Below are 21,766 nucleotides of genomic sequence, written 5' to 3'. Positions count from 1 at the left end.
ACCTCAAATGGGGATGGTGGCCCGGTTCAGAGGAGGATTGGGAGCACTCTACGCTAGCGAGCGGATCGGAGTTCATCTTTCTCGTGACCGGCGTTTTCCCGCAGCTGGTGATCGGCGGTTTCCCGCAGTGTGAACCGTGATTTCCGCTGGTGCGGGCGGTGCGATACTCAGGAGCATGGAGCAGAGCGTGACAGCGAAGGGCGCGGCGGCGGACTGCTCGGTGTGCGGCGGCTCAGGGATGCGGATCATGCGCGATGCTCAGGGCGACCGCGTAGCCGCGGTGTGCAGTTGCCGGCTGGCGCGGCAGGCGATGCGGAGGCTGGAGCGGGCGAACATTCCGCGCCGCCATGAGCACGCCACGCTCGAGAACTATGAGTCTGTCGACACCAAGGGCGCGCACGAGTCGATGCTGAATGCCCACTTCAAGGCGACGAAGTTCGTCCATGACTACCCGCACGAGACGGACGGCCGGGGGCTGATGTTTGTCGGCCCGGCGGGGCGCGGCAAGACGCACCTCGCGGTCGGGGTGCTGCGTGCGCTGGTCGAAGAGAAGGGCTGCCAGGGTCTGTTCTGCGACTACGGCGACCTGCTGAAGCAGATCCAGAACTCCTACAACGCGCGCTCGGAGACGAGCGAGCACGAGCTGTTCCGGCCAGTGCTCGATGCGGAAGTGCTGGTGATCGACGACCTTGGGTCGACGAAGCCGACGGCGTGGGTGTGGGACACGGTCGCGCACGTGCTGAACGCGCGCTACAACCAGAAGCTGACGACGCTGATTACGACGAACTTCCCGAATCGGCCGCCGGCTGCCGTGTCTGGCGCCCGGGAGGACACGCTGGGCGACCGGATCGGGGAGCGCATGCGCTCCCGGCTGGCGGAGATGTGCCTGTGTGTCGAGGTGTGGGGTGAGGACTTCCGGCTGAGCGCGGGCGCGGCTCGTTTTCCCTGGTCGGACGCTGCGTTTTCCTGACGGCAGGCGCTTAGGCGGCGGTCCAGAGCAGGAGCAGCACCGCCACGACGATGGCGGCGCGATAGGCATACTCCGGCATTTTGCTGATGGGGGACTCGCCGTGCGGGGCCGCTGTGTGGCCCGCGTTGGTCGGTGCCGGGTCGCTCTGTGGGAAGGGCTGCATCGTCACGGGCTCCTGAAGGGTTGATTGGCCGATGTCCGAAGAACGGGGCAGCCATTCGTGCTGGATGCGCCTTTCTTCTGCACACTATGACGCTTATCGGCAGAGGCCGCGGCGAAATTCGCAATAAACAAGAATCATCGGGGTGTCACTCCCGTGTCGGTCGGCCACGGGCGGTCCCTGTTCGTAAACAGGACGGGTAGCGCCTGACCGGTACAATCCCGCCATGGCAGAGACGGAGCGTGGCAGCGGCGGCTTTCTTTCTCCCGGGCGACCAGCGGAGGGCCGTTCCTGGCTCCCCTGGGCGATCGCGGCCGCGGTGGTGGTGGTCGGGCTGGTGTTGCTGGTGCTTTCGGGTTCGCGCGACAAGGCGCGGCAGGCTGCGGAGAATGCGGACCATGGTCCCGATCCGTATGCGTCACAGCTCGCGATCAGCGACCTGAAGATGAGCGAGGCGGAGAACTTCGCGGGCGGCAAGGTCACCTACGTGGATGGCACGATTGCCAACAAGGGCAACAAGACCGTGAGTGGGGTGACGGTGCTGGTGACCTTCCACAACGCGGTCGGCGAGCCGCCGCAGACGACCTCCATGCCGCTGAGCCTGATCCGCACGCGGGAGCCGTATGTGGACATTGAGCCGGTATCGGCCGAACCGTTGAAGCCGGGGGACGCGCACGCGTTCCGGCTGATCTTTGAGCACATCAATCCTGCATGGGATCAGCAGTATCCGGCGATCGTGCCGTCGCGTGTGCAGGCGCGGTAGGGTCGGCACTTTTTGCGTAGCAGTGCGTCAGAAGCTCTCGACGGGACCGAATCGGGCACACGTTGGCGGCATTACCTAGGTTTGCCACAACCTTCGGCATCTTCCTTAAGCAATGCCGAATCAAAGGCTTAAGAACAGTCCCGGTATGGGACATAGTTTGGTACGCATCTTGCTAAGTGTGAGGACAGAATGGCTATGAAGAACGCGACAGTTGTTAGCAGCACGATGGCCGCCCTGATGTTCGCGGCCACCCTGAGCCTGTCCGCGCAGACGTCCACCTCCCCCCAGTCCGCCGACAACTCCCAACAGCAGCAGACGTCCCAGCCGGCCGCGACCACGTCGCCGAGCGCGCAGGACAACAGCACGTACGCCACCGGCAAGCCGCTTCCGACGAAGACGAACGAAGGCTTCTGGGGTCACCTGAATCCGCTGGCCCGCAAGAAGTGGGTGAATCGTCAGGTGGGTCCGGTGAAGGACCGGTTGAACGAGCTGGATCAGCTCTCGTCGAAGAATGCCGGCGACATCCGCGACCTGGACACGCGCAGCACGGCGGGCATCCGCAAGGCGCAGGACACGGCGGATGGCGCGAACCAGATGGCGACGACGGCGAACACGCAGGCAGGACAGGCGTCGACGCTGGCCAAGCAGGCCTCGAGCCGCACGGACACGCTGAACACGACGGTGTCGAACCTGGATCAGTATGCGCCGATTGCGGACACGGAGATTCACTTCCGTCCCGGCCAGACGTTGTTGAATGCAAAGGCGAAGGCCGCGCTCGATGACGTCGCGACCAAGCTGCAGGGGCAGAAGGGTTACATCGTCGAAGTGCAGGGCTACTCGCGGAGCCGCGGGCAGGCCGGCATCAATAATTCGCAGGCGATGGCGGACGCAGTGGTTCGCTACCTGGTGGTTGAACACAACATTCCGGTGTACCGGATCTACCGTGTCGCGCTCGGCAATGCGCCGATCGAGAACGCCAGCAACAATGGCGGTAATGGTGGATCGAGCGCAGCGTCGCGTGGCAGCCTTGTCCACATCACGCTGATGCACAACAGTTTAGCGGGTTTGGGCTCACCCTCCTCCGAGGGGAGTTCACCCATCGGTGCGACGCAGCAGTCGACAACACAGCCCTCCCCCCAGGGTGCTGCGTCGCAACCGACGGCTCCGCAGCAGTAAGCGGCCCGCAACCCAGCTCTCACACAACGAGAGAACCAAGGCAGATTGGCCCCTCCTCAAAGAGGGGCCCTTTTTTTGGTCTGGAATGCGTGGATTGGGTACGCAAACGGGTCCATGTAAGCGATTGCATTGTGCGTCCGGATCGTCGTCGAGGGCCTGGAGGTAATTGCCACGATTACCTCTGCCGGTGCGACGACTGCGTGCTCACGGCGATTGAGGGCTGAGTCGCGGACGGGCTGCGGTTCCGCTTTGGGACTACAGTGTGTCGTCGATTATTGCGGGCGTAGGGTCAGCGGGGAGGAGTGCGAGCGAGGCGAGCTCCCTCGTTCGCTTCACGGTTTCGATGGAGACGTGGATGACCTGGCCGATGAGGCGAACGATGGATTCGGGGTCGTCTTCACGGTTGGGGTCGTTGACGATGCCGGAGCGCTTGTCGGTAGAGACCTGGTACTGATCGACGATCCACTCGAGTGCGGAGCGATTGCCGAGGCGATACTCGGCGACCTCGGGCGGAATGCCGCGCAGCGTGAGGAAGGTGTTGTAGCAGAGCTCGGTTTTGTCTTTGGACAGCTTCATCTTCCTGACGCGCCAATCGAGTTTGCCGGTCTCGATGCGCTCGAGCGGGTACTCGGGCTGCTGCTCATAGTGGACATGAAGCTCCATGAGTTCCTTGCCGAGCACAGCGTAGCGGCGGAAGTCGGGCGCGTAGGGGATGCGGGGCAGTTCGCGTTTGAGATTGGCGGCGTAGCGGGTGCGGTACTCGGGGTGGTGGAGCAGGGCGTAGGTGTAATGGAAGATGTCCCACTTGGTAATGGATTGGTCACTGTAGTGGTTGCGAAACTCGTTGAGTGCCCAGTCGGTGATGTTCTCGCGGCGGTTGGTGCCGTCTTCGTCGTAGATGTAGAAGGGGAAGGTTTGAAAGCCATCGCTGCCAGCGAGGACGTGGAGGTCGGGAACGCAATCCGAAGCGATTACCCCAAGCGGAGATCTGAATCCGATGTCGTTTACGCAGAGGCAAACATTCTCTGAATCTGCTCTGGGAAAAATGCGGTGCTGCTGATACTGCCTGTGATTGATTAGGCTATCGAAGTAAAGAAACTGTCGCGTGAACGGCCGGTAGAGCGCCGTCCGAATGGAGGGAGAGTGGAAGCCTATTCGGAGCCCCGAGCGATGAGCGGAGAGTAGACGATCTGTCCACTTGATTCCTTCTTCTGCTGCTTCCGCGAGCGACTCATCGCTCGCGAATTGAGATGTGCGGTCGTAGGTGTCGACCATTCTGCGAATATTAAATTCAACTGCGGCACGTTGGTAGCTGTAGGCCCACGTGTCCCTGTTGGTTGCAATTCCTAAACTGAAGGACCTGAAAATGGCCTCTGGGTCAGTGATCGTTTTGCTTCTGCGATCACCAATCGGTACCAAATAAGAAAATTCTGGCCGCTGATCCGAGGTGAGCCAGTCGTTCTGCGTATCAGGATTTAACTCGTTCCAAACCACATTACAGAACGCCTTCCACGCTTCAAGTTGGTGTAGCTTTCTGGACTTTCTCCAATCTTGTCCGACGGTAGAGTACCGAATGCTGCCCTTCCTTTGAGGATGATGTTGCGGATTCCTCACAAGCAACGTGATGGCGACTCCAACTTGGATACCAAAGACATTGTGGGTTGTCCCCGAAAGCTTCGGGTTCCTCCTGATGTTCCCGCCCAAATCGAGAACGTAGACTCGATCGAACTCTTCGACGAGGTATTTCCGCATGCCGTCGAACGCGATCTGGTCGATAAAGCTGTTGTTGCTGACATAGCAGACGATGCCGCCATCCGCACGAATCCTGTCGGTCGCCCAGCGAAAAGCCTTCACGTACGGGTCGCTTAGCTTGTTTCGTAGCGTTGCCTTCGACGCTTTCGTGTAAGTCTCTTGCACCCGCTTGTCCATGTGCTTGTACTTGCGGTTTTTATTCTGATCGTTTTCGTTCGCCTGGCCCATGTTGTAGGGCGGATTCCCGATGACAACTGTTATCGGCGCCTTCTTCTGACGCCGAATCCGTTCGGTGTTGCCCTCGCTCATGAACTCGAAGCCGGCCTGCTTCGGCTCGGCGAGTTCGAAGGTATCGACGAGACAGATGCCGTCGAATGGCTTGTATTCGCCGACCTTGTCGAGATAGGCGTGCTCGATGTTCATGCTGGCGATGTAGTAGGGCAGCAGCATGACCTCATTGCAATGGAGCTCGTTCGCATACTTCTTCTGGAGGCGGCTGGTCGGGATCTCCTGCATGATGCGAGTGATGAAGTTGCCGGTGCCAGTGAAGGGGTCGAGGATGTGGACGCCCTCGTCGGCGAGGGAGCGGCCGAACTCCGTCTTGAGCACCTCTTCGACGCTGCGCACCATGAAGTCGACGATGGGCTGCGGGGTGTAGACGACGCCGTGGGTGTCGGCCTGCTTCTTCGAAAAGCCCTGAAAGAAGCGTTCGTAGACGTGGTTGAGGAAGTGCTGCTTCTCCGGGTAAGTCGTTGTGCTGTCGGCGGCGCGTTCGATGGCGGTGTAGAAGGGGTCGAGGTCGGCGAGAAAGGCATCGCGGGAGAAGTGACGACTGGTGAGTGAGTCGATGACTTTTTCGATCTCGGCGGCGATGACGTTGCGGCGGGTGAACTCCGGGTTGTTGAAGATGCGGCGGAAGATGCGTTCCGTAAGCAGGTGCTGCACGAGCATTTCTTCGACTGCGTCGTCGCGCAGGTCGGGGTTGATGGATTGCCTGCAGAGCTGCGCGAAGGCGGTGAAGCGCTCGCGGAAGGTGCGGTTGCTCTTCTTCTCGCGCTCGATGAGGTCGATGACGCCTTGCGCGAGGCGCGGGATTTCGGTTGAGAACTTCTGGACGGCACGGTCCCACTCCTGTTGCGGCGATTCCTGCCAGTCGTAGAAACGTTCGAGCAGACGGACGAGCGAGTCAGGTTGGGTGATGTCCTGATCCTGGGATCGAGGGTTAACGATGATCCCGTTCTGGACGAGGACGGCGCGGGCGGGCTCCTGGAAGAGGATGTTGTTGCGCGGGTAGCCAGCCTCGAATTTCTTCCGGATCTCGGTGTCGAGATCGTCCTTCTCGTCCTTCGCTTCCCAGTAGCCGCGGGGCAGATGGAATTCGTCGATGAGGCAGGCGTCGACGCTGATGCGGCGCTTGTCCTTGCCGGTCATTTGGTACTCGGGGACCACGGTCCAGCGGAACTGGCTGGCGCACTTTTTGAGCAGGTCTTCGAAGGCGCCGCGGATGTTGCCCTCGTTGTCGAAGCCGAGCCTGCCGAACTGTTGGAGTGCGGCGTAGTAGTTGCGGACGACAGCGTGGCTGGGCTTGAGGGAGAGGTGGGGCATACGGCAAGAGTGTATCGTTCCCGCGGCAGTGGCTTGGGGTGGCGAGGTGGGTGCGCTTCGCGGTGGAGAGTGGCCAGGTCAGGGCCTGGGTTCGGATTCTTTGAGTAAGTCGACTAAGTAGTTTTGCCAGAGGGCTGCCTGGGTGTGGGTGCCGTGGCCGTGGGTTTGGTCGGAGGTGGGGAGGAGGACGAACTTTGCGTGGGGCATGCGCGGGGTGAGGCGTTCGGCGATGCCGAGCTCGGGTGGGTTGATGAAGTCGTCCGCTGAGTTGATGTACATGACGGGTACGGTGATGCGGTCGAGGTGCGGCTCCGGGTTGTAGTTGCGCGAGGCATCGACGTAGTAGAGGAAGTTGTTTGCGTCGGTGCTTGCGTCCATGCGATCGAGCAGCTTGTCGACATACTGCTCAGCGGCGGCGCGGGTGGGTGCGGCCTTCTGCTGCACGAGTGGCGCAGAGCCCATGATGAAGAGCAGTTCGTTGGCGGCGCGGAGTCCTTCGAGGGGCTCGGTGGTGTAGTTGCCGTTCTGCCAGGCGGGATCGCGCTTGATGTTCTCGATGGCCATGTAGCGCATCATGCGGTTGCGGCCGGCAATCTCAGTGGGCAGGCAGGCGAGAGGCATGAGTGCGTCGGCAAAGCCCGGGTACGTTTCGCCCCAGACGAAGCTTTGCATGCAGCCCATGGAGGTGCCGAGGATGAGGCGCAGGTGATCGACGTGCAGCCCGTCGGCGAGCATCTGGTGCTGGGAGCGGACCATGTCGTCGTAGTCGTAGTGCGGGAACTTCATGCGCAGGCCGTCGGAGGGTTTGGAGGAGTCGCCGTGGCCGATGTCGTCGGGCAGGATGAGGTAGTAGCGCGTGATGTCGAGCGGCGCGCCGGGGCCGAAGAGCACGTCGGCGAAGAGTGGGTTGAGCAGGGTGTGGCGATTGCCGCCGGTGCCGTGGAGTAGCAGGACCGCGTTGTCGACGTGGCCGCTCGCGTTGCGGTGCGGCGTGCCGAGGGTGAGATAGCGGAGCTTGAGCTCGGGCAGGACTTCGCTGCTGCCCGCGGCGCCGAAGTGGAAGTCGTGCGCGGTGTAGAGGTGGTCCTCTGCGGGCCATTGCTTGTGTGCTGTTGGAGAGGTTGATTGCGCGGCGGCGGCGGTGGCAGTCAGCACGGCAGCGACGATGGCGATGAATGCAGAGGACGAGAGGCGCATGGAACTCCTTCGGCGAGGAGTTTATAGGAGCGCGTGTGGGCGTGCTGCAGCCGGGGGGAGTTGGTAGCTTCTAGCTTCTGGGCTGCTGGCTGCTGAGGTGGCCCCACCCTTCGCTTTGCTCAGGGATGGTGCATTCGGTGGTGAGGGGTGAGGCGTCGCCGGTTTTGGAGATAGGTGCTCGTGGCGATAGATGCTCGTGGCGATAGGTGCTCGTGGCGATAGTTGCTCTTCGTCGATAGTTGCTCATTTGGAATATTCCGTGACCTGAGTGTGGATCTACTTAGGCGAGTTATGTGCGGGTGATTCGTGGTGCGACTGGCACGGGGGTTGCGCTTGTTTGGTCTGCGACTGTGGCTTATTCAGTACACCGAACTCAGTGATGACGAGCTTCTTCGGAGCAAGTCCGAGCAGGAAGCGGCGATCGGTCGGCATCCTACGAGCAGCAGGCAAATTTCGATCTGGCAGACACAGGAGCAACCATGGCAGCACAAGGAACTGGTTCGGTAGGCGAACAGATGGGCAGCATGGCATCGCAGGCGAAGGAGAAGATCTCTGAGGTGGGCCGCACCGCGACGGACAAGATCGATGAGAACCGCGGAACGATCGCGGGTGGGTTAGAGTCGGCGGGTTCTTCGTTGCATGAGAAGGCGGATGCGCTTCCAGGCGGCGAGAAGGTGACGCGGATCGCGCACACGGCGGCGGACAAGCTGACGACGACGGCGGATTATGTGCGGCAGCATGACGTGAACAGCATGATGGCGGATGTGCAGGAGCTGGTGAAGAAGAATCCGGGGCCTGCGCTTGCGGCGGCCGCGGTGGCTGGCTTCCTGGTGGCGCGCGCATTTTCCGGTCGTGACTAAGCGTGGACGTTTATCCAATGGCGACGAGCGATCGGTCTATCTCAGATATCCTGCAGGACCTGGTTGGCAATGTGCAGTCCATCGTGCGGTCGGAGGTTCGACTGGCGAAGACGGAGCTTCGTGAAGAAGTCACGAAGGCGAAGTCGGGATTGACGTCACTGGGCGCGGGCGCCGTGTGTGCACTGTTCGGCGTGCTGTTCCTGCTACTCACGATTATGTATGCGCTGGCACTGGTGTTGCCGTTGTGGGCATCGGCGCTGGTGGTCACGGTCTTACTTCTGATCCCCGCAGCGGTGCTGGTGAGTGCCGGCTTGAAGCAGATGAAGCGCGTGGATCCCGTACCGAACAAGACGGTTGAGAGCATGAAGGAGAATGCGGAATGGGCGAGACAGCAAGCCAAATAGAAAACTTTATCGAGAATAAGCGCGAGGACCTGGGTGCGAACCTTGCCGAGTTACAAAACAAGGTGAAGTCGGCGACGGACTGGCGCGGGCAGTTTCGCAACAATCCGATGATGATGGTTGGCGTTGCGTTCGGTGGCGGCATTCTGTTGTCGTCGCTGATGGGCGGCGGCCGGTCACGGCACCGGAGCAGTGGCAGCGGACGGCACTTCAACGAGGGGTCCTCGTCCTCGTCGTCCTCGACGCCGCACGCGGGCACCGAGCGGCAGGCTCACCAGGCGTTCGAGACGTGGGACAACATCAAGGGAGCGCTGATCGGTGTGGCGGCCACGCGGTTCAAGGACTACGTGGGCGAGTTTATCCCGGGGTTCCACGAACAGTTCCGCAAGACGGAGATGATGAAGGGCTCGAGCTCGAGTTCGAGCTCGGGCTCGGGATCGGTGCGTTCTGTGAGCCCGACGGAGCAGATGGCGCGACAGGCGTGATGTAGCAGACGCAGCGGAAGCAGCGAAGGGCAGAGTGGAGGGCGAGTGAGTCGCCGCCGCCCTGCCCTTTTTGTTGCCGTTGTGGTTACGAGAAGCTAGGCGATGGGCGCGGGCCGCGAGTCGGGCGGGGAGGCGATGGCGGGCTGTGTGGGTGCGGCGGAGAGGAGGGGCCAGCCTTTGCGGAGGACGTACTCGAGCCAGGCGCCGGCGATCTGCGAGGTGAGGACGGCGGCGAGGACGAGCGTGGTGTAGAAGGTGGCGCTGATGATGCCGGCGTCATAGGCGACGCTGGCGAGGACGATGCCGGGGCCGCCGCGCGCGTTGGTGGTGATGGCGAGGTTGATGAGGTCGAGCCCGCGGAAGCCGGCGAAGCGGCCGGCGAGCGAGACCGAGAGCACCTTAATCAGGCAGGTGCCGGCGAGGAAGGCGAGCACCAACGTGAACGAGAAGCCGCGCACGAGCTCGAGCTTGAGCCCGACGATGGCGAAGTAGACGGGCACGAAGAAGGCGAAGGAGACCTTGGTGATGGCGTCGAGCGACTCGCGGAAGAGCCCGCGCTTCTTGTGCACGACTGCGAAGCCAGCGAGGAATGCGGCGAAGACGAGCGAGACATCGAGCAGGCCGGCGACGACGCAGTAGGCGAACAGCACGGCGAGCGCGTAGCCGGTGGGCGAGTGCGTGACGAAGACGTTGAAGCGGGATTTGTTGATGCGCTTGACGGCGCGCGGGATGAGGGTGAGGCCAAGCACGAAGAACGCGACGGTGATGGCGAGGTGGACGGAGAGCTCGCGGGGGTGCAGGGCTTCGCGACCGGCGGCTGCGGTGGCGACGGCGAGCGCGAGCCAGAGCACGATGTCTTCAAGGACGGCGACGCCGAGCACGAGGCGGGCGAAGCGGGTGTGCAGGATGTGGAGGTCGGCGAAGATTTTGGAGACGACGGGCACGGAGGTGACGGCGACGCCGACGGCAAGGATGATGGTGAGCGAGAGGCGATTGCCGTTGGGGCCGGCGAGCACGGGCCGCAGCACCCAGCGGGCGAGCGCGAGGCCGAGCAGGAACGGGATGCCGGTGCCGACGATGGTGAGCCAGCCGACTTCGCGGCGCTCCTCGCGGGAGAAGAGGTGCTGCGTCTCCGCGCCGGAGAGGAACATGAGCAGCAAGAGGCCGAGCCAGTAGACGAAGTCGAGGATGTGCCCTTGCTGGCGGGCGGCGGCGATGACATGGGCGACGGCGGGGATGCGGCCGAGCAGCGCGGGACCGAGCACGATGCCGGCGACGATTTCGCCGACGACGCGGGGCTGCCGGAGCCGCATGAAGAGGTAGCCGAAGACCTGCGCCAGTCCGGCGAGGAGCAGGAGGACGAGCAGGATTTGGGTGAGGGCCGCGTTCGACATGGGTCAGCGCTTCTGATGCGGGGTTGGGGTGGAATGTTTGCTGGCGTCACTCGAGGCTCACAATTTTCAGCGTCACAGCGTGAGAGGATGGCGGCCATGAAGCCGCGTACGCGCATCATGTACATCGAGCGAAAGTCAGGTGAGCTGGTCGGTCCGGCAAGAGTCGGCAGCGTCACGTTCTCGAAGACGGGCGCGACTCTGTACTACGGCGGTCGTGCGTTCCAGAGCCTCAAGGGTAGGGGCTACAAAGCCAACTACTATGACGTGGAGAGCGGGGAGGAGTACTGGATCTCCGGACCGCGCAAAGATGGGGCAGACGCGCTCTATGCGACTAACGTTCAGACTGCAATCGACGATGACGTGCGGGACGAGTATTGGAACGAGATCAGGAATCAGCCGGAGAAAGCTGGATTGGCGAAATAGTTTGTCCTGGGCCGGATCGGCTGAAGCTGCCGTTCCTCTCGCGCGGGATTCGTGAAGCCACGCCACGCAGTACAGACGCTGTGACCCTATGGGCGAAAGCAGACAGCAAAGAATCCGTCTTCTCGTGCGAAGAAACATTCTGAGGACTGCGGCGCCTCTTCTACTGGAACGCCTCGCGAACGTAGTTGGTGACGAAGTAAGCCCGGCCGCACTCGTCTCAGAAGCAAATGGTCTACGGGAGAGCTTCCGCCTGGGTTATCAGGGGGCCATAGAGAAGCACGCGTTCGCATATCGACGCTTCTTCCGTTCTCACGAGTCTCGGCAAGTCTTTTTGTTGGCGGCGCGACTCGCCGGGCAGATCACAGAACGTGTCTACCTGCTCACTCGAGCAGAGACGATTTCCGTCGCCGTGATCCTAAGTTCCCCGGGGCTCTTAGCGAATGCTGAATCAGTCATCGAAATCGATCGCGACTCTCTGTCGCTCTTGTCCCTTGATGGGACTGAAGGAATTCTGATCGATCACAATCCGGACGACTCGAATGAGACCTACGAATTCGTCGTCTGGGGAAGTCGATGGCCGCTGATCACTCTAGCTTGCGTTCATAGCTAGAGCGGCGCAACTGTCCTTCTCTCGAGTCAGTGCCTTCGCTGATGGTTGATTGCCTGGCGTGCTTAGACGGCTGCGTGGATGGCGAGGAGGTGTTCGAGGAGGGGTTTGAGTTTGTCGAGGTGGAGGGCGTTCGCGCCGTCGGATTTGGCGTGGGTGGGGTTGTCGTGGACTTCGAGGAAGATGCCGTCGATGCCGGCGGCGACGGCGGCGCGGGCGAGGACGGGGATGAACTCGGGCTGGCCGCCGGAGACGCCGTTGGCGGCGGAGGGTGTCTGGACGGAGTGGGTGCCGTCGAAGACGACGGGCGCGAGGGCGCGCAGGATGGGCAGCGAGCGCATGTCGACGACGAGGTTGTGGTAGCCGAAGCTGGCGCCGCGCTCGGTGAGGAAGACGCGGGGGTTGCCGGTGGTGGCGATCTTGTCGACGGCGTGGCGCATGTCTTCGGGTGCGACGAACTGGCCCTTCTTCACGTTGACGGCGCGCCCGGTGTTGCCGGCGGCGACGAGCAGGTCGGTCTGGCGGCAGAGGAAGGCGGGGATCTGGAGGACGTCGCAGGCCTCGGCGACGACGGCGCAGTGCGCGGGCTCATGCACGTCGGTGAGGACGGGGAGGTGCGTGTCTTCGGCGATGCGGCGGAGGATGCGCGTGCCTTCGACGAGGCCGGGGCCGCGGAAGCTGGTGACGGAGGTGCGGTTCGCCTTGTCGTACGAGGCTTTGAAGATGTACGGAACGCCGAGGTCTGTGGTGATGCGCTGGACGCGCTCGGCGATGGAGCGGGCGTGCGGCTCGCTTTCGATAACGCAGGGGCCGGCGATGAGGAAGAGCTGGCCGCGCCCGACGGGGACGGTGCCGATCTCGAAGTCGTGGGGCATAGAGGTGAGGGTACAGGAGGGCGGGGGAGGCGCCGCACGTGGGGAGGACGCGGATCGTCGCCCCCCCGACCTGGGCTGCTTCGCTACCCACCCTGGCTGGGCCAGGATGGGGGCACCCGGCTTTCAGCAGATGTGCAAGTAACGCTGAGTGTGTCAGACTTTCGCGCATAGGTGAACATCGGTGAGCAGAGTTGAGAACAGGCGCCAGAATCTACTCCGTGCCGTGGCCGCACTTGTGCTCACCGTAGCTGGTGGGACGCGTTGTTGCTTCAGTCAGTCGCTGATCGAACAGCAGAGGCAGGGGAGAGCGGCGCAGCTCTCCGGCAAGTACGAGGATGCTCCCCTGTTGCGCGTCGTTCTGTCGATCGCTAAGCGAAACCGCATTCCGTTGGGGATCGTGTTCGGTCAGCGGCAGGATGTGCTCTGCAACCTGCGGGCCACGGTCGACGTATCGGCGCTCTCGGTCAGCGACGCCTTCGCGGAAGCGCTTCGAGGGTCCGGGTACTCAGCGACGGAGCATGGCAAGGCATGGCTGATTCAGGCTCCCGATCCGTCTGGTCAAGCCCTCGATGCGCTTGCGTTTCGCTATGACTTCTTTCCGGCGTCGGAAGCCTCGATGTGGGAATTGGGGCGAACGCTCGATCTCTGGATGAAACTGCTTGCCCAGAAAGAGCCCTCGGTGGGACGTCCATCGGTCACGCATTGGTGCGGGAGACGGTCAGGCTTCCCGCGCTGACAAACGTATCAACAGAGGATGTGGCGAACCGGATCGTCCAGCAGGGGGGCCGCGGCGTCTGGGCGCTTCGACGAGTGTCCGCAGTGGTGGCTACTCGGCGCGGATGGCGGTGAGGGGGTTGATGCGGGCGGCGCGGATGGCGGGGAGCAGGGAGGCGATGGCGGCGACGAGGGAGAGCAGCAGTGTGGCGGCGGCGAGGACGAGTGGGTCGTGCGGCGAGGTGCCGTAGAGCATGGAGGCCAGAGCGCGCGAGGCGAGCAGGGCGGCGATGAGGCCGCCGGCGGCGCCGAGGAGGGTGAGTGTCGCGTTCTGGCGGAGGACGAGCGACACGACCTGCAGGCGGCGCGAGCCGAGGGCGATGCGGATGCCGATCTCGCTGGTGCGGCGGGCGGTGCGGTAGCTGAGCGTGCCATAGAGTCCTATGGCGGTGACGAGTAGCGCGCCGGCGGCGAAGAAGACGGAGAGCAGGGCCATCATGCGCTCGGCGGAGAGGGATTGATCGATGGTGCTGCTGAGGGTGGAGAAGACGGGTGCGGGGATTTGGGTGGTCGAGCAGGTTGCGGCCGAGCGAGCCCATAGACGCGCCTGCGTGGGTACGGTGGATGCCGGACTGCAGACGCCCCATGACGACCAAATTGTTGCATTGGTAGCCGCAGGCGATGGTGTCGTACGGAGCGTTGACGAGTGGCGCGGATGCGAGCGGCAGGTAGATTTGCGGGTGCCAGGTGGGATCGGTCTGGGCAAAGCCGCTGGGCAGGACGCCGACGATCGTGAAGGCGATCTTGTTGGCGATGAGGACGCGGCCGAGGACGTGAGGATCGCCGGCGAGGTGGTCGCGCCAGTAGCGCTCGGTGATGACGGCGGCCATAGCGGGAGCTTGCGGGCGGTCGTCGAGCGGTGTCAGGAGACGGCCGAGCAGTGGTGATGTTTCGAGAGCGGGGAAGTAGTCGCCGCTGACGAAGAGGCCGCTGGTGGTGGGGCCGCCCCCTTGGTTGCCGATCTGTAGGGTGACCGGAGAGGAGGCGAAGACGTGTGCGAAGGCCGGGTGGTCGCGCTCCAGGTGCCGGAACACCGGGTCGCTGAAAGAGCGGTTGGGCGTTGAGGAGTCGTCCTCGGTGGTACTCAAAGATGTTGAGCTGGTCTGCGTGAGGGTGTGGCGATGGGGCGCAGCAGCAGCGCGTTCACCAGCGAGAAGACGGCGGTGCTCGCGCCGATGCCGAGTCCGAGGGTGAGGACGGCGGTGAGGGTGAAGCCGGGGTTCTTGCGGAGCTGGCGCGTGGCGAAGCGGAGATCGCGGAGCAGCGTGTCGAGGATCGGGAGGCCGCGGGCGTCGCGCTGCTGTTCGCTCGCCTGCGTGATGCCGCCGAAGCGGAGGAGCGCCTGGCGGCGGGCTTCTTCGGGCGGGAGGCCGCGGCGGATGTTGTCGTCGGTCGCCATGGCGATGTGCGAGGCGAGCTCCTGCTCAAGGTCGCGATCGAGCGCGGATTTGTTGGTGAAGGCGCGGAGGCGCGCGAGGGCGGAGCGGAGCCGCGCGATCATTTGGCCACGTCCGGAGCCTGCGAGAGGACGCGGGCCATGACGTCGGCGAGGCGATGCCAGTCTGCGGCGTCGCGGGCGAGCTGTTTCCGGCCGCTGCGTGTGATGGCGTAGTACTTGGCCTTGCGATTGTTGTCCGAGGTGCCCCAGGCGGCGGAGATCCAGCCGCGATTCTGGAGGCGAACGAGCGAGGCGTAGATGGTGCCCTGGTTGAGCAGGATGGTGTTGCCGGAGAGCTGCTCGATGCGGCGGGCGATGCCGTAGCCGTGCTGCTCGCCCATGGCGGCGAGGGTCTGGAGGACCATGAGGTCGAGCGTTCCCTGGAGCAGGTCGATGCGGGATGCGGACAAGTGGAGGACTCCTGTGCGTCAGCCACAGGAGTATGCCACAGCTCGTGTGGTCATGTCACAGGAAAGCGCAGGAGGCTAGCTGGTGTGGTCGAGGACGATCTTCCAGCCGGAGGCGGTGTGCTTGAAGACGAGCGAGAAGATGCCGCTGGCATCGCCGCCGCCGGCTGCCGTGCGGGTGAGGTGGAAGCGGCCGGTGACGGTCGCAACCTGGTCGTCGATGGGCGTGATCTGGAGATCGGTGAAGGCGAGCGTGCCCATGGCTTCGCCGTGGCCGTAGTTCTTCTGGTAGCGGGCGAGGACGTTGTCGTAGCCGCGCTCGACGGACTTGCCGACGAAGGTGAGGTCGGGCGAGTGAGCGTAACCCTGCATGAAGGCGGGGATGTCGCCGCGGTTCCAGGCGGCGACCTGGGTGTCGAGGACGTGGCGGATGGCGATGTCGTCTGTCTGCGCAGCAGGGGCGGCGTGCACGAGCGTGGAGAGGCAGAGCACGACAGCCAGCAAGAGAGCGTTGCGGAAGAGGCGGGGTCGCAGAAGGCGCATGGGATCACTCCGGAGTGAGGGTGAGCGCCATTCTACGTGGCCGGCGTGTGTGGCCGGCGTGTGTGCATTTGGAGGTTACTTGTTGTGTATCTGGTGCAGGGTGCGGATGCTCGAGCGGCGGAGGCAGGCCGCTCGGGCGATGCGAAGGGATTTTACGAGAGCAGGGCGCGCTGGGCGGGGAAGAGCTCGCGGATGCCGGCTTCGGCGTAGTCCATCATTTGCAGCATGCGATCGCGGGGGAAGGAGTGCTTTTCCGCGGTGGCCTGGACTTCGACGAGGCCGCCGTCTTCGGTCATGACGACGTTCATGTCAACGTCGGCCTGGGAGTCTTCTTCGTAGGCGAGGTCGAGCAGGACTTCGCCATCGACGATGCCGACGCTGGTGGCGGCGACCATTTGTCGCAGTGGCGATTGCTTGAGGGTGCCTGCCTTGACGAGGCGGTTGATGGCGAGCGCGAGGGCGGCGCAGGCGCCGGTGATGGCGGCGGTGCGGGTACCGCCGTCGGCCTGCAGGACGTCGCAGTCGAGGATGATGGTGCGCTCGCCGAGGGCGTGGAGATCGACGACGGCGCGGAGCGAGCGGCCGATGAGGCGCTGGATCTCATGCGTGCGGCCGGAGAGCTTGCCGCGCTCGGCCTCGCGCGCGGTGCGTGTGAGCGTGGCGCGTGGCAGCATGCCGTACTCGGCGGTGACCCAGCCGCGGCCGCTGTTGCGCAGCCAAGAGGGCACGCCCTGCTCGATGGTGGCGTTGCAGAGCACGCGGGTGTGGCCGACGGCGATGAGCACGGAGCCCTCCGCGGTGGCGACGAAGTCGGGCGTGAGGGTGAGCGGGCGAAGCTGATTGGCGGCGCGGCCGCTGCGGATGGAGGGCGCGGCCTGGGGCGTGGAGGACATGGGTTGATTGTAGGGGAGGGGGATGCAGGGTGCAGCGGCACTGGTGTATCCAATGTCAGCGCGAGGACTGGGATGAGGAGCGCCTCATCAGGCTAACTTCCCTAAGACTCCCGAAGGCGTCAGGCGATGTGCTCTTCCTTGGAATGCGCGCTGCCGTTAGACACGCCCAAGATTAGGACGTGAGAGGAAGCAAGGGCGGCTGACTATCCGCTCGCGCTCTTAAGGACAGGATCGTCTCGTTGCTGAGCTGCTCTGGAAGACCAGCAAGGAACCTGATGTCCGCTTCTTCCTGGCGATGCTCCTGTCGCATCAAGGGATGTGAAGCAATCCGCCTATCTTCTTCTGCTGAGGACACAACCGAGTCTTGCAAGCTGCTTAGGTAGAGGTACAGGGAGTCTCCGGCAAGCGTTGAGACGCTTGTGATGTGGTCGGCACAACCATCGAGGGTAAACTCCAAAATGTCATCCATCGCGAGGGCAGCATTTAGAGCGTAGGAGGATAGGTCGTGAGAGTAATCCTCGGTGTCCGGTGCGCCCCTGAGACATGCCTTTTTCAATGAAAGGTTCACTGAACCAGTCTGCAATGTGGCCCATGCGGCATCTTTAGCTTGCAAGTAGCAAGCTTCGTTGAAGCCTGTGTCCTTTGAAAAGGCAACTAGAGTTGGCAGCATTCTCTCGAAAACCAACAGAGCAAAAGCAAGTTGCTTCCTTGGGGAGAGGTCCGCTATAGAAACTAAATTCTTTTCGTCGCCGATCATCGTCTCCATGTTCTCTTAGAACAGAGGGGTTCTCTTTCAGGGCACTCAGGGCTGCAACACCCGCAGTCCTCGAAAATCCGCACAGGGTGGACAGAACCCTCTGCGGCGCGGCCGCTGCGGATGGAGGGCGCGGCCTGAGGCGTGGAGGACGTGCGTTGATTGTAGGGGAGGGGAGTTGTGGGTTGTGGCAGGCTGGTTGTTGAACTGCGGGCCGCGGTCAGTCAGTCTTTGGGTGCCGGAAGAGAACTAATCCGAAGCAGAGAGCCAGGCTGGCGTTGAGGGCCGTGGCACTGATGGGGCCCGGCGAGTGCGGCAGCCTTGCTACATCGTTCAAGAGTGCCATCGCAACAACGAAGAATTGCAGGAAGTTGGCCAGCGCAACGGGGCGACTGTAGATGCCGCCGATGAGATTGTCCTTGGCCATCCAATTGAGAGCAGCGAACCCCAGATACAAAGCACCGCACGTCTGCGCGAGCGCGACAAGGAGCGGCAACTGCGGAGCACCCGCGGCGTGGATTAACTCGGCAGGTGCAAAGGTGAGCGCCACGCCAAAGGCGAACATGACAATAGCGCTGAAGACCATCAGGTATTTGGTGTAAGAGCGTGCCAAGTTAAAAAGCCCCCGACTGACATGATAGGGATGCGAACAGGGGAGGAGACTCGATGGCCTCATTGCGCTGTTATCGGCAAGGCTACAGCAGCCGGCTTCACGATACGTAGCGCATGACCGCGACTCAGGTTCGAAGATGAAAACTCTCAGCGCACGCTCAGGGGTTCGCGCTTGAGGTGCTCTCTGCCCCACGTGCAGAGAACGTCCAAGACGGGCACCAGCGTCATGCCATACGGGGAGAGCGAGTACCGCACGCGAAGAGGGAGGCCTTGTTCCTGGTGCCGGTCGAGAATGCCACTCTCGGTCATTTCGCGGAGGTGACGGAGAAGCATTCGTTCGGTGATCTCAGGAATGCTCTTCCGCAGCTCGCTCGTTCCATCGGCCCATCCAGCAATCGCCAGAGGATGGTGCCCTTCCATCTGCCGTCGATGACACTCAGCGTGACATCAATCGGGCATGGCGAGATCTCTTTCTTGGAGACGCCCATCGTTTGCTCCGGCTGACAAATTTGTCAGTGCTGCTTTTTGTATCAGTGCTCCATTCGAAGGCGTCTTGAGCAAAGAGTCAAATGGAGTCCTTATGCACTTGTTCAACATGGCGACCGTGTTCGTTGTTCTTACCCTGGTGGGCGTCGAGTTTTCTGTTTCTGCACTTGTGAACCCTGCCGCGTGGCGGCTCGAACCCGAAGCGCAGTTGACCATGCTCAGCCGTTTTGCGCTGGTTCTCGGAAGAGTGATGCCGGTCTGGTACCCGGCTTCTACCCTGCTTCTCGGTATCGAGACATGGCTCAACTGGCACACGCCGGGGCGGATGATCCTGCTGGCAGCGACTGCTATCTGGGTACTTACGTCAGTGGCGTCGATCGTTGTCCTGGTGCCACTGAACAGTCGCGTGGCGGAGGGTGGTGCTGATTGGGCACGGCTTCACCGGACCTGGGACAGGAGACATCGCGTGCGCATCGTCGCTCTCGCCACAGCAGCTGTCCTGCTTGCATACGTGGTCGTGCGTTGACGCGGCTCGATCAGATCAGTGCCGGGTGGCGCGAAGGACCGGATCGCCGCTGGCTGAGGCTGAAGGCGGCGCGCGGGAGGCCGGCTGAGAGCGAAGGGAATCACCGAGAAGACTCGACCTTCGCTCGTCGGAACTAACGGCGCGGAACTAAATTGCGGGGAGTTAGTTGCAGGGAGTTAGATGGCGGTGGTGCCACCGTCGACGGATAACTCGACTCCATTGACGTAGCTGGAGTCGTCGGAGGCGAGGAAGAGGGCGACAGTTGCGATCTCTTCGGGGCGGCCCATCTTGCCGCGCGGGATCATGGCTTCGAACTGACGAATGGTGGCCTCGTCGAAGAGCTGGTCCTGGATGGGGGTGGCGACCTGGCCCGGGCTGAGTACGTTGACGCGGATGTGGCGGTCCTTCAATTCGTTGAGCCAGGTGCGGGCGAAGGAGCGAAGCGCTGCCTTGCTTGCGGAATACACGCCGAAGGACGGAAAGCCTTTGACGGAGGCGACGGAGCCGGTCATGAAGATGGAGCCACCGTCGTTGAAGAGCGGCAGGGCCTTCTGCACGGTGAAGAGCGTGCCGCGCGTGTTGAGGTTGAAGACGGTGTCGAAGTGCTTCTCTGTGACGTCGCCCAATTTGGCGGACTCGCCCGAGCCGGCGCTGGCGAACAGCACATCGATGCTGCCCTTCTCGCGCTTCACGGTAGCGAACAGGCGATCAAGGTCGTCGAGGTTGGCGGCGTCGCCCTGGACGCCGGTGACGTTGCGGCCGATGAATGTAACGGCTTCATCGACCTTTTCCTGGCGACGTCCCGTGATGAAGACGTAGGCACCTTCTTCCACGAATAGTTTGGCACTGGCGAGCGCCAGGCCGCTTGTTCCGCCGGTGATGACTGCAGTCTTGCCATCGAGCTTTCCCATGATTGCTCCTTTCGAGTTGTCGGCAGCAGCCGCGACCCGTGAACCAGCGTGCGGGCGCCGACTCTGATCTGATGCATTAGTTCAGTACTTATGTACAATAAAACCACGCGCTAGTATGGAAGCCGATCCGATGAAGCCTCTTGTCCATCCAGCGATCGAAGATGTGCCGCTTGAGGCGATCCTGCATGCGCTGACTGATCCGGTGCGTGTGGCGCTGTTTGCGGAGGTGGTGCACCAGGATGGTCCGAGCAACTGCACGAAGCTGGTCAGCGTGCTCGAGAAGCCGATCCCGAAGTCCACGTTGTCGCTGCACATGCGGGTGCTTCGCGAGGCTGGACTGATCCGCGGCGAGCGGCACGGGGTGGAGATGCGCAACACCTCGCGTTTCGCGGAAGTGGACGCTCGCTATCCGGGATTGTTGGCGGCGATTGCGACAGCGCACACGATCCAGATCGAGAGCAGAAGGAAGCGGAAGACGCGTGGTGGGAGCCGGACACGTGCCGGCGGGTGAGTGGTGCACGGTGGGTCGACATCATGGCGATGGGACGACCCATGACTGGCGAGCGCTTTGCGACCGCCCGCGCCTTGCGGGGCGTCACACGAGTTTCTGCGCGAGGAGGCCCTCGCCGCAATCGATCACTGCGTCTTTTGAAGGGCGCGGTCGCCAGTCGAGCAGATCCGCCGCTTTGGCTGTTACGAATTCACGGCGCTTGTTGAGTAGCGGCGCCATGAAGCGCGCCTCTTCCTGAAAAAGCCCTGCGAGGCGAACTACCAGGGTCGGGAGGCGACGCTTGGGGATCTTGGCGGCGTGGGACGGGAATTGACGCCGCAAGATATCGGCGATCTCAGAGAACCAGAGGAAATCACCGACGCCGATGAGCCGCTGGTTGGCGGCATCGGGATGGGTCATGGCTTTCAGTTGCAGGTCGACAAGGTCTCTGACGTCGGTGATGCTGAAGCCGAGGCGGGGGATCGCCGGGACCTTTCCGGTGAGCAGGCGCGAGACGACTTCGACGGAGCCTGACACCTTTTCCGTCATGACCGGGCCGAGGATCATGCCGGGCAGGATGGTCGCGAGCGTGAGGCCGGACGAGTCGTTGTCGATGAAGGCCCAGGCTGCCTGCTCGGCAAGAGTTTTCGAGCGACCGTACTCACTGAGACCTTTTTGCTGCGTGTCCGTCCATGTCGTCTCGTCGGTGATGGGCTGTTGCTCCTGAGCGACCGTGGGGCCCTGGGCCGCGATCAGCGAAGAGGTGGCGACGACGCGGCGAACGCCGCTTGCGGCGGCAGCGGCGAGAACGCGCAACGTGCCTTCGCGCGCAGGACCGACGAGATCCGTACCGCGCGGCTCTCCCTGGCCCATGGGCGAGGCGGCGTGAAGTGCATAGGTGCAGCCGGCCATGGCGTCGCTCCAGCCGGCGTCGCTCATCAGGTCGGCAGCGACGAAGGTGAGGCGGTCGTCGATGCTGATCTGATCGGGGCTGATCTGATCGGGGCTGATCTGGTGCGGGCTGCTCTGGTGAGTGATGTTCTGATTCGTAACGACCTGTGTTGCGATGGCGGCTCTGACTTCGCGCTCACGGGCTAGATTGCGCAGGGTGACGCGAACGCTGTAGCCCTGACGGAGGAGGCCGACGATCAGCCAACCGGCGAGATAGCCAGAGCCGCCCGTCACGAGGACGGTTGTGCTTCGATGTTCATTGTTCATGAGTGCCTGATCCGCTGATCCCGAGAGGAGATGGACGGTTTCCAAG

At 62.8% G+C, this 21,766-nt stretch carries 25 protein-coding genes and 1 pseudogene; 10 read left to right on the top strand and 16 right to left on the bottom strand.

What is annotated here, in order from left to right; translation table 11 throughout:
* The first annotated feature begins 175 nt into the window (after positions 1-175).
* The gene (locus AC5IJH_RS10140) at positions 176-970 is read left to right on the top strand and encodes an ATP-binding protein (RefSeq protein ID WP_491902700.1); all 795 of its coding nucleotides are present in this window, start codon (positions 176-178) and stop codon (positions 968-970) included.
* A gap of 10 nt (positions 971-980) precedes the next feature.
* Here AC5IJH_RS10140 and AC5IJH_RS10135 read toward each other — a convergent pair whose 3' ends face one another.
* Complete coding sequence (locus AC5IJH_RS10135) at positions 981-1,133, bottom strand: hypothetical protein (protein WP_491902699.1); 153 nt, start codon at positions 1,131-1,133, stop codon at positions 981-983.
* Between the two features lie 223 nt (positions 1,134-1,356).
* On the opposite strand from AC5IJH_RS10135, the gene AC5IJH_RS10130 reads away from it, so the two are divergent.
* On the top strand, positions 1,357-1,893 hold the full coding sequence (locus AC5IJH_RS10130; protein ID WP_491902698.1) for a DUF2393 family protein: 537 nt from the start codon (positions 1,357-1,359) through the stop codon (positions 1,891-1,893).
* Between the two features lie 195 nt (positions 1,894-2,088).
* Positions 2,089-3,069, top strand: coding sequence for an OmpA family protein (locus AC5IJH_RS10125; RefSeq protein WP_491902697.1), 981 nt, complete (start codon positions 2,089-2,091; stop codon positions 3,067-3,069).
* Positions 3,070-3,324: 255 nt separating this feature from the next.
* Here AC5IJH_RS10125 and AC5IJH_RS10120 read toward each other — a convergent pair whose 3' ends face one another.
* Both AC5IJH_RS10120 and AC5IJH_RS10115 read right to left on the bottom strand, forming a co-directional pair.
* Complete coding sequence (locus AC5IJH_RS10120) at positions 3,325-6,426, bottom strand: type ISP restriction/modification enzyme (protein ID WP_491902696.1); 3,102 nt, start codon at positions 6,424-6,426, stop codon at positions 3,325-3,327.
* Between the two features lie 78 nt (positions 6,427-6,504).
* Positions 6,505-7,623 carry an alpha/beta fold hydrolase gene (locus AC5IJH_RS10115; RefSeq protein ID WP_491902695.1) on the bottom strand — a complete coding sequence of 373 codons (1,119 nt, stop codon included), beginning with the start codon at positions 7,621-7,623 and terminating at the stop codon, positions 6,505-6,507.
* Positions 7,624-8,102: 479 nt separating this feature from the next.
* Between AC5IJH_RS10115 and AC5IJH_RS10110 the strand changes: the two genes are divergently transcribed.
* From AC5IJH_RS10110 to AC5IJH_RS10100, 3 genes are read left to right on the top strand one after another with little or no spacing between them, the layout of a single operon-like run.
* Positions 8,103-8,483: a hypothetical protein gene (locus AC5IJH_RS10110; protein ID WP_491902694.1), complete on the top strand. Its 381-nt coding sequence runs from the start codon at positions 8,103-8,105 to the stop codon at positions 8,481-8,483.
* Positions 8,484-8,500: 17 nt separating this feature from the next.
* Positions 8,501-8,887 (top strand): phage holin family protein, encoded by a 387-nt coding sequence (locus AC5IJH_RS10105; RefSeq protein ID WP_491902693.1) that lies wholly within the window; start codon positions 8,501-8,503, stop codon positions 8,885-8,887.
* Positions 8,863-9,369, top strand: coding sequence for a hypothetical protein (locus AC5IJH_RS10100; RefSeq protein WP_491902692.1), 507 nt, complete (start codon positions 8,863-8,865; stop codon positions 9,367-9,369). Before AC5IJH_RS10105 ends, AC5IJH_RS10100 begins: the two co-directional genes overlap by 25 nt.
* 95 nt (positions 9,370-9,464) lie before the next feature.
* On the opposite strand, the gene AC5IJH_RS10095 is transcribed toward AC5IJH_RS10100, so the two are convergent.
* The gene (locus tag AC5IJH_RS10095; protein ID WP_491902691.1) at positions 9,465-10,763 is read right to left on the bottom strand and encodes a cation:proton antiporter; all 1,299 of its coding nucleotides are present in this window, start codon (positions 10,761-10,763) and stop codon (positions 9,465-9,467) included.
* Positions 10,764-10,859: 96 nt separating this feature from the next.
* On the opposite strand from AC5IJH_RS10095, the gene AC5IJH_RS10090 reads away from it, so the two are divergent.
* A complete protein-coding gene (locus AC5IJH_RS10090; RefSeq protein ID WP_491902690.1) occupies positions 10,860-11,186 on the top strand; it encodes a 1-deoxy-D-xylulose-5-phosphate synthase in 327 nt (108 codons plus the stop codon).
* Positions 11,187-11,858: 672 nt separating this feature from the next.
* Here the strand turns inward: AC5IJH_RS10090 and kdsA are convergent.
* The gene (gene kdsA / locus AC5IJH_RS10085; protein ID WP_491902689.1) at positions 11,859-12,668 is read right to left on the bottom strand and encodes a 3-deoxy-8-phosphooctulonate synthase; all 810 of its coding nucleotides are present in this window, start codon (positions 12,666-12,668) and stop codon (positions 11,859-11,861) included.
* A 223-nt stretch (positions 12,669-12,891) separates the two neighbouring features.
* Here kdsA and AC5IJH_RS10080 point away from each other — a divergent pair, with 223 nt between their 5' ends.
* Positions 12,892-13,404 (top strand): hypothetical protein, encoded by a 513-nt coding sequence (locus AC5IJH_RS10080; protein ID WP_491902688.1) that lies wholly within the window; start codon positions 12,892-12,894, stop codon positions 13,402-13,404.
* Positions 13,405-13,494: 90 nt separating this feature from the next.
* On the opposite strand, the gene AC5IJH_RS10075 is transcribed toward AC5IJH_RS10080, so the two are convergent.
* From AC5IJH_RS10075 to AC5IJH_RS10035, 9 genes and pseudogenes are all read right to left on the bottom strand, one after another.
* Positions 13,495-13,881: an FtsX-like permease family protein gene (locus tag AC5IJH_RS10075; protein ID WP_491902687.1), complete on the bottom strand. Its 387-nt coding sequence runs from the start codon at positions 13,879-13,881 to the stop codon at positions 13,495-13,497.
* A 268-nt stretch (positions 13,882-14,149) separates the two neighbouring features.
* Positions 14,150-14,476: pseudogene (locus AC5IJH_RS10070) on the bottom strand (ABC transporter permease); the annotation flags it as partial.
* Between the two features lie 50 nt (positions 14,477-14,526).
* Complete coding sequence (locus AC5IJH_RS10065; protein WP_491902686.1) at positions 14,527-14,943, bottom strand: permease prefix domain 1-containing protein; 417 nt, start codon at positions 14,941-14,943, stop codon at positions 14,527-14,529.
* Positions 14,940-15,290, bottom strand: a complete 351-nt coding sequence (locus tag AC5IJH_RS10060; protein WP_491902685.1) for a PadR family transcriptional regulator — start codon at positions 15,288-15,290, stop codon at positions 14,940-14,942. The genes AC5IJH_RS10065 and AC5IJH_RS10060 overlap by 4 nt, the downstream gene beginning before the upstream one ends.
* A gap of 75 nt (positions 15,291-15,365) precedes the next feature.
* Positions 15,366-15,830: a YybH family protein gene (locus tag AC5IJH_RS10055; protein ID WP_491902684.1), complete on the bottom strand. Its 465-nt coding sequence runs from the start codon at positions 15,828-15,830 to the stop codon at positions 15,366-15,368.
* Positions 15,831-15,982: 152 nt separating this feature from the next.
* Positions 15,983-16,723, bottom strand: coding sequence for a ribonuclease PH (gene rph / locus AC5IJH_RS10050; RefSeq protein ID WP_491902683.1), 741 nt, complete (start codon positions 16,721-16,723; stop codon positions 15,983-15,985).
* Positions 16,724-16,895: 172 nt separating this feature from the next.
* Entirely contained in the window at positions 16,896-17,480 is a 585-nt protein-coding gene (locus AC5IJH_RS10045; RefSeq protein WP_491902682.1) for a DUF416 family protein, read from the bottom strand.
* A gap of 217 nt (positions 17,481-17,697) precedes the next feature.
* Entirely contained in the window at positions 17,698-18,090 is a 393-nt protein-coding gene (locus tag AC5IJH_RS10040) for a hypothetical protein (protein WP_491902681.1), read from the bottom strand.
* Between the two features lie 146 nt (positions 18,091-18,236).
* Entirely contained in the window at positions 18,237-18,422 is a 186-nt protein-coding gene (locus tag AC5IJH_RS10035) for a winged helix-turn-helix transcriptional regulator (RefSeq protein WP_491902680.1), read from the bottom strand.
* Between the two features lie 247 nt (positions 18,423-18,669).
* Here AC5IJH_RS10035 and AC5IJH_RS10030 point away from each other — a divergent pair, with 247 nt between their 5' ends.
* Positions 18,670-19,101 (top strand): anthrone oxygenase family protein, encoded by a 432-nt coding sequence (locus tag AC5IJH_RS10030; protein WP_491902679.1) that lies wholly within the window; start codon positions 18,670-18,672, stop codon positions 19,099-19,101.
* Between the two features lie 176 nt (positions 19,102-19,277).
* Here AC5IJH_RS10030 and AC5IJH_RS10025 read toward each other — a convergent pair whose 3' ends face one another.
* Complete coding sequence (locus AC5IJH_RS10025) at positions 19,278-20,012, bottom strand: SDR family NAD(P)-dependent oxidoreductase (protein WP_491902678.1); 735 nt, start codon at positions 20,010-20,012, stop codon at positions 19,278-19,280.
* A 130-nt stretch (positions 20,013-20,142) separates the two neighbouring features.
* Between AC5IJH_RS10025 and AC5IJH_RS10020 the strand changes: the two genes are divergently transcribed.
* Positions 20,143-20,523 (top strand): ArsR/SmtB family transcription factor, encoded by a 381-nt coding sequence (locus AC5IJH_RS10020; RefSeq protein WP_491902677.1) that lies wholly within the window; start codon positions 20,143-20,145, stop codon positions 20,521-20,523.
* Between the two features lie 84 nt (positions 20,524-20,607).
* Here the strand turns inward: AC5IJH_RS10020 and AC5IJH_RS10015 are convergent, their stop codons facing one another.
* Positions 20,608-21,687 (bottom strand): NAD-dependent epimerase/dehydratase family protein, encoded by a 1,080-nt coding sequence (locus tag AC5IJH_RS10015; RefSeq protein WP_491902676.1) that lies wholly within the window; start codon positions 21,685-21,687, stop codon positions 20,608-20,610.
* Positions 21,688-21,766 lie beyond the last annotated feature (79 nt).

It is taken from the genome of Candidatus Dedyshia acidiphila, assembly GCF_051025295.1.
Taxonomy (GTDB): Bacteria; Acidobacteriota; Terriglobia; order Terriglobales; family Acidobacteriaceae; genus KBS-83.
The sequence above is the reverse complement of the archived record's forward strand: the minus strand, read 5'-3'. Positions and strand labels throughout refer to the sequence as shown.

Bases quoted from the DNA above. Each gene is read 5' to 3' on its own strand.
- AC5IJH_RS10140 (WP_491902700.1), top strand. From the start codon at position 176: ATGGAGCAGAGCGTGACAGCGAAGGGCGCGGCGGCGGACTGCTCGGTG.
- AC5IJH_RS10135 (WP_491902699.1), bottom strand. From the start codon at position 1,133: ATGCAGCCCTTCCCACAGAGCGACCCGGCACCGACCAACGCGGGCCAC.
- AC5IJH_RS10130 (WP_491902698.1), top strand. From the start codon at position 1,357: ATGGCAGAGACGGAGCGTGGCAGCGGCGGCTTTCTTTCTCCCGGGCGA.
- AC5IJH_RS10125 (WP_491902697.1), top strand. From the start codon at position 2,089: ATGAAGAACGCGACAGTTGTTAGCAGCACGATGGCCGCCCTGATGTTC.
- AC5IJH_RS10120 (WP_491902696.1), bottom strand. From the start codon at position 6,426: ATGCCCCACCTCTCCCTCAAGCCCAGCCACGCTGTCGTCCGCAACTAC.
- AC5IJH_RS10115 (WP_491902695.1), bottom strand. From the start codon at position 7,623: ATGCGCCTCTCGTCCTCTGCATTCATCGCCATCGTCGCTGCCGTGCTG.
- AC5IJH_RS10110 (WP_491902694.1), top strand. From the start codon at position 8,103: ATGGCAGCACAAGGAACTGGTTCGGTAGGCGAACAGATGGGCAGCATG.
- AC5IJH_RS10105 (WP_491902693.1), top strand. From the start codon at position 8,501: ATGGCGACGAGCGATCGGTCTATCTCAGATATCCTGCAGGACCTGGTT.
- AC5IJH_RS10100 (WP_491902692.1), top strand. From the start codon at position 8,863: ATGGGCGAGACAGCAAGCCAAATAGAAAACTTTATCGAGAATAAGCGC.
- AC5IJH_RS10095 (WP_491902691.1), bottom strand. From the start codon at position 10,763: ATGTCGAACGCGGCCCTCACCCAAATCCTGCTCGTCCTCCTGCTCCTC.
- AC5IJH_RS10090 (WP_491902690.1), top strand. From the start codon at position 10,860: ATGAAGCCGCGTACGCGCATCATGTACATCGAGCGAAAGTCAGGTGAG.
- kdsA (WP_491902689.1), bottom strand. From the start codon at position 12,668: ATGCCCCACGACTTCGAGATCGGCACCGTCCCCGTCGGGCGCGGCCAG.
- AC5IJH_RS10075 (WP_491902687.1), bottom strand. From the start codon at position 13,881: ATGATGGCCCTGCTCTCCGTCTTCTTCGCCGCCGGCGCGCTACTCGTC.
- AC5IJH_RS10065 (WP_491902686.1), bottom strand. From the start codon at position 14,943: ATGATCGCGCGGCTCCGCTCCGCCCTCGCGCGCCTCCGCGCCTTCACC.
- AC5IJH_RS10055 (WP_491902684.1), bottom strand. From the start codon at position 15,830: ATGCGCCTTCTGCGACCCCGCCTCTTCCGCAACGCTCTCTTGCTGGCT.
- rph (WP_491902683.1), bottom strand. From the start codon at position 16,723: ATGTCCTCCACGCCCCAGGCCGCGCCCTCCATCCGCAGCGGCCGCGCC.
- AC5IJH_RS10045 (WP_491902682.1), bottom strand. From the start codon at position 17,480: ATGATCGGCGACGAAAAGAATTTAGTTTCTATAGCGGACCTCTCCCCA.
- AC5IJH_RS10035 (WP_491902680.1), bottom strand. From the start codon at position 18,422: ATGCTTCTCCGTCACCTCCGCGAAATGACCGAGAGTGGCATTCTCGAC.
- AC5IJH_RS10030 (WP_491902679.1), top strand. From the start codon at position 18,670: ATGCACTTGTTCAACATGGCGACCGTGTTCGTTGTTCTTACCCTGGTG.
- AC5IJH_RS10025 (WP_491902678.1), bottom strand. From the start codon at position 20,012: ATGGGAAAGCTCGATGGCAAGACTGCAGTCATCACCGGCGGAACAAGC.
- AC5IJH_RS10020 (WP_491902677.1), top strand. From the start codon at position 20,143: ATGAAGCCTCTTGTCCATCCAGCGATCGAAGATGTGCCGCTTGAGGCG.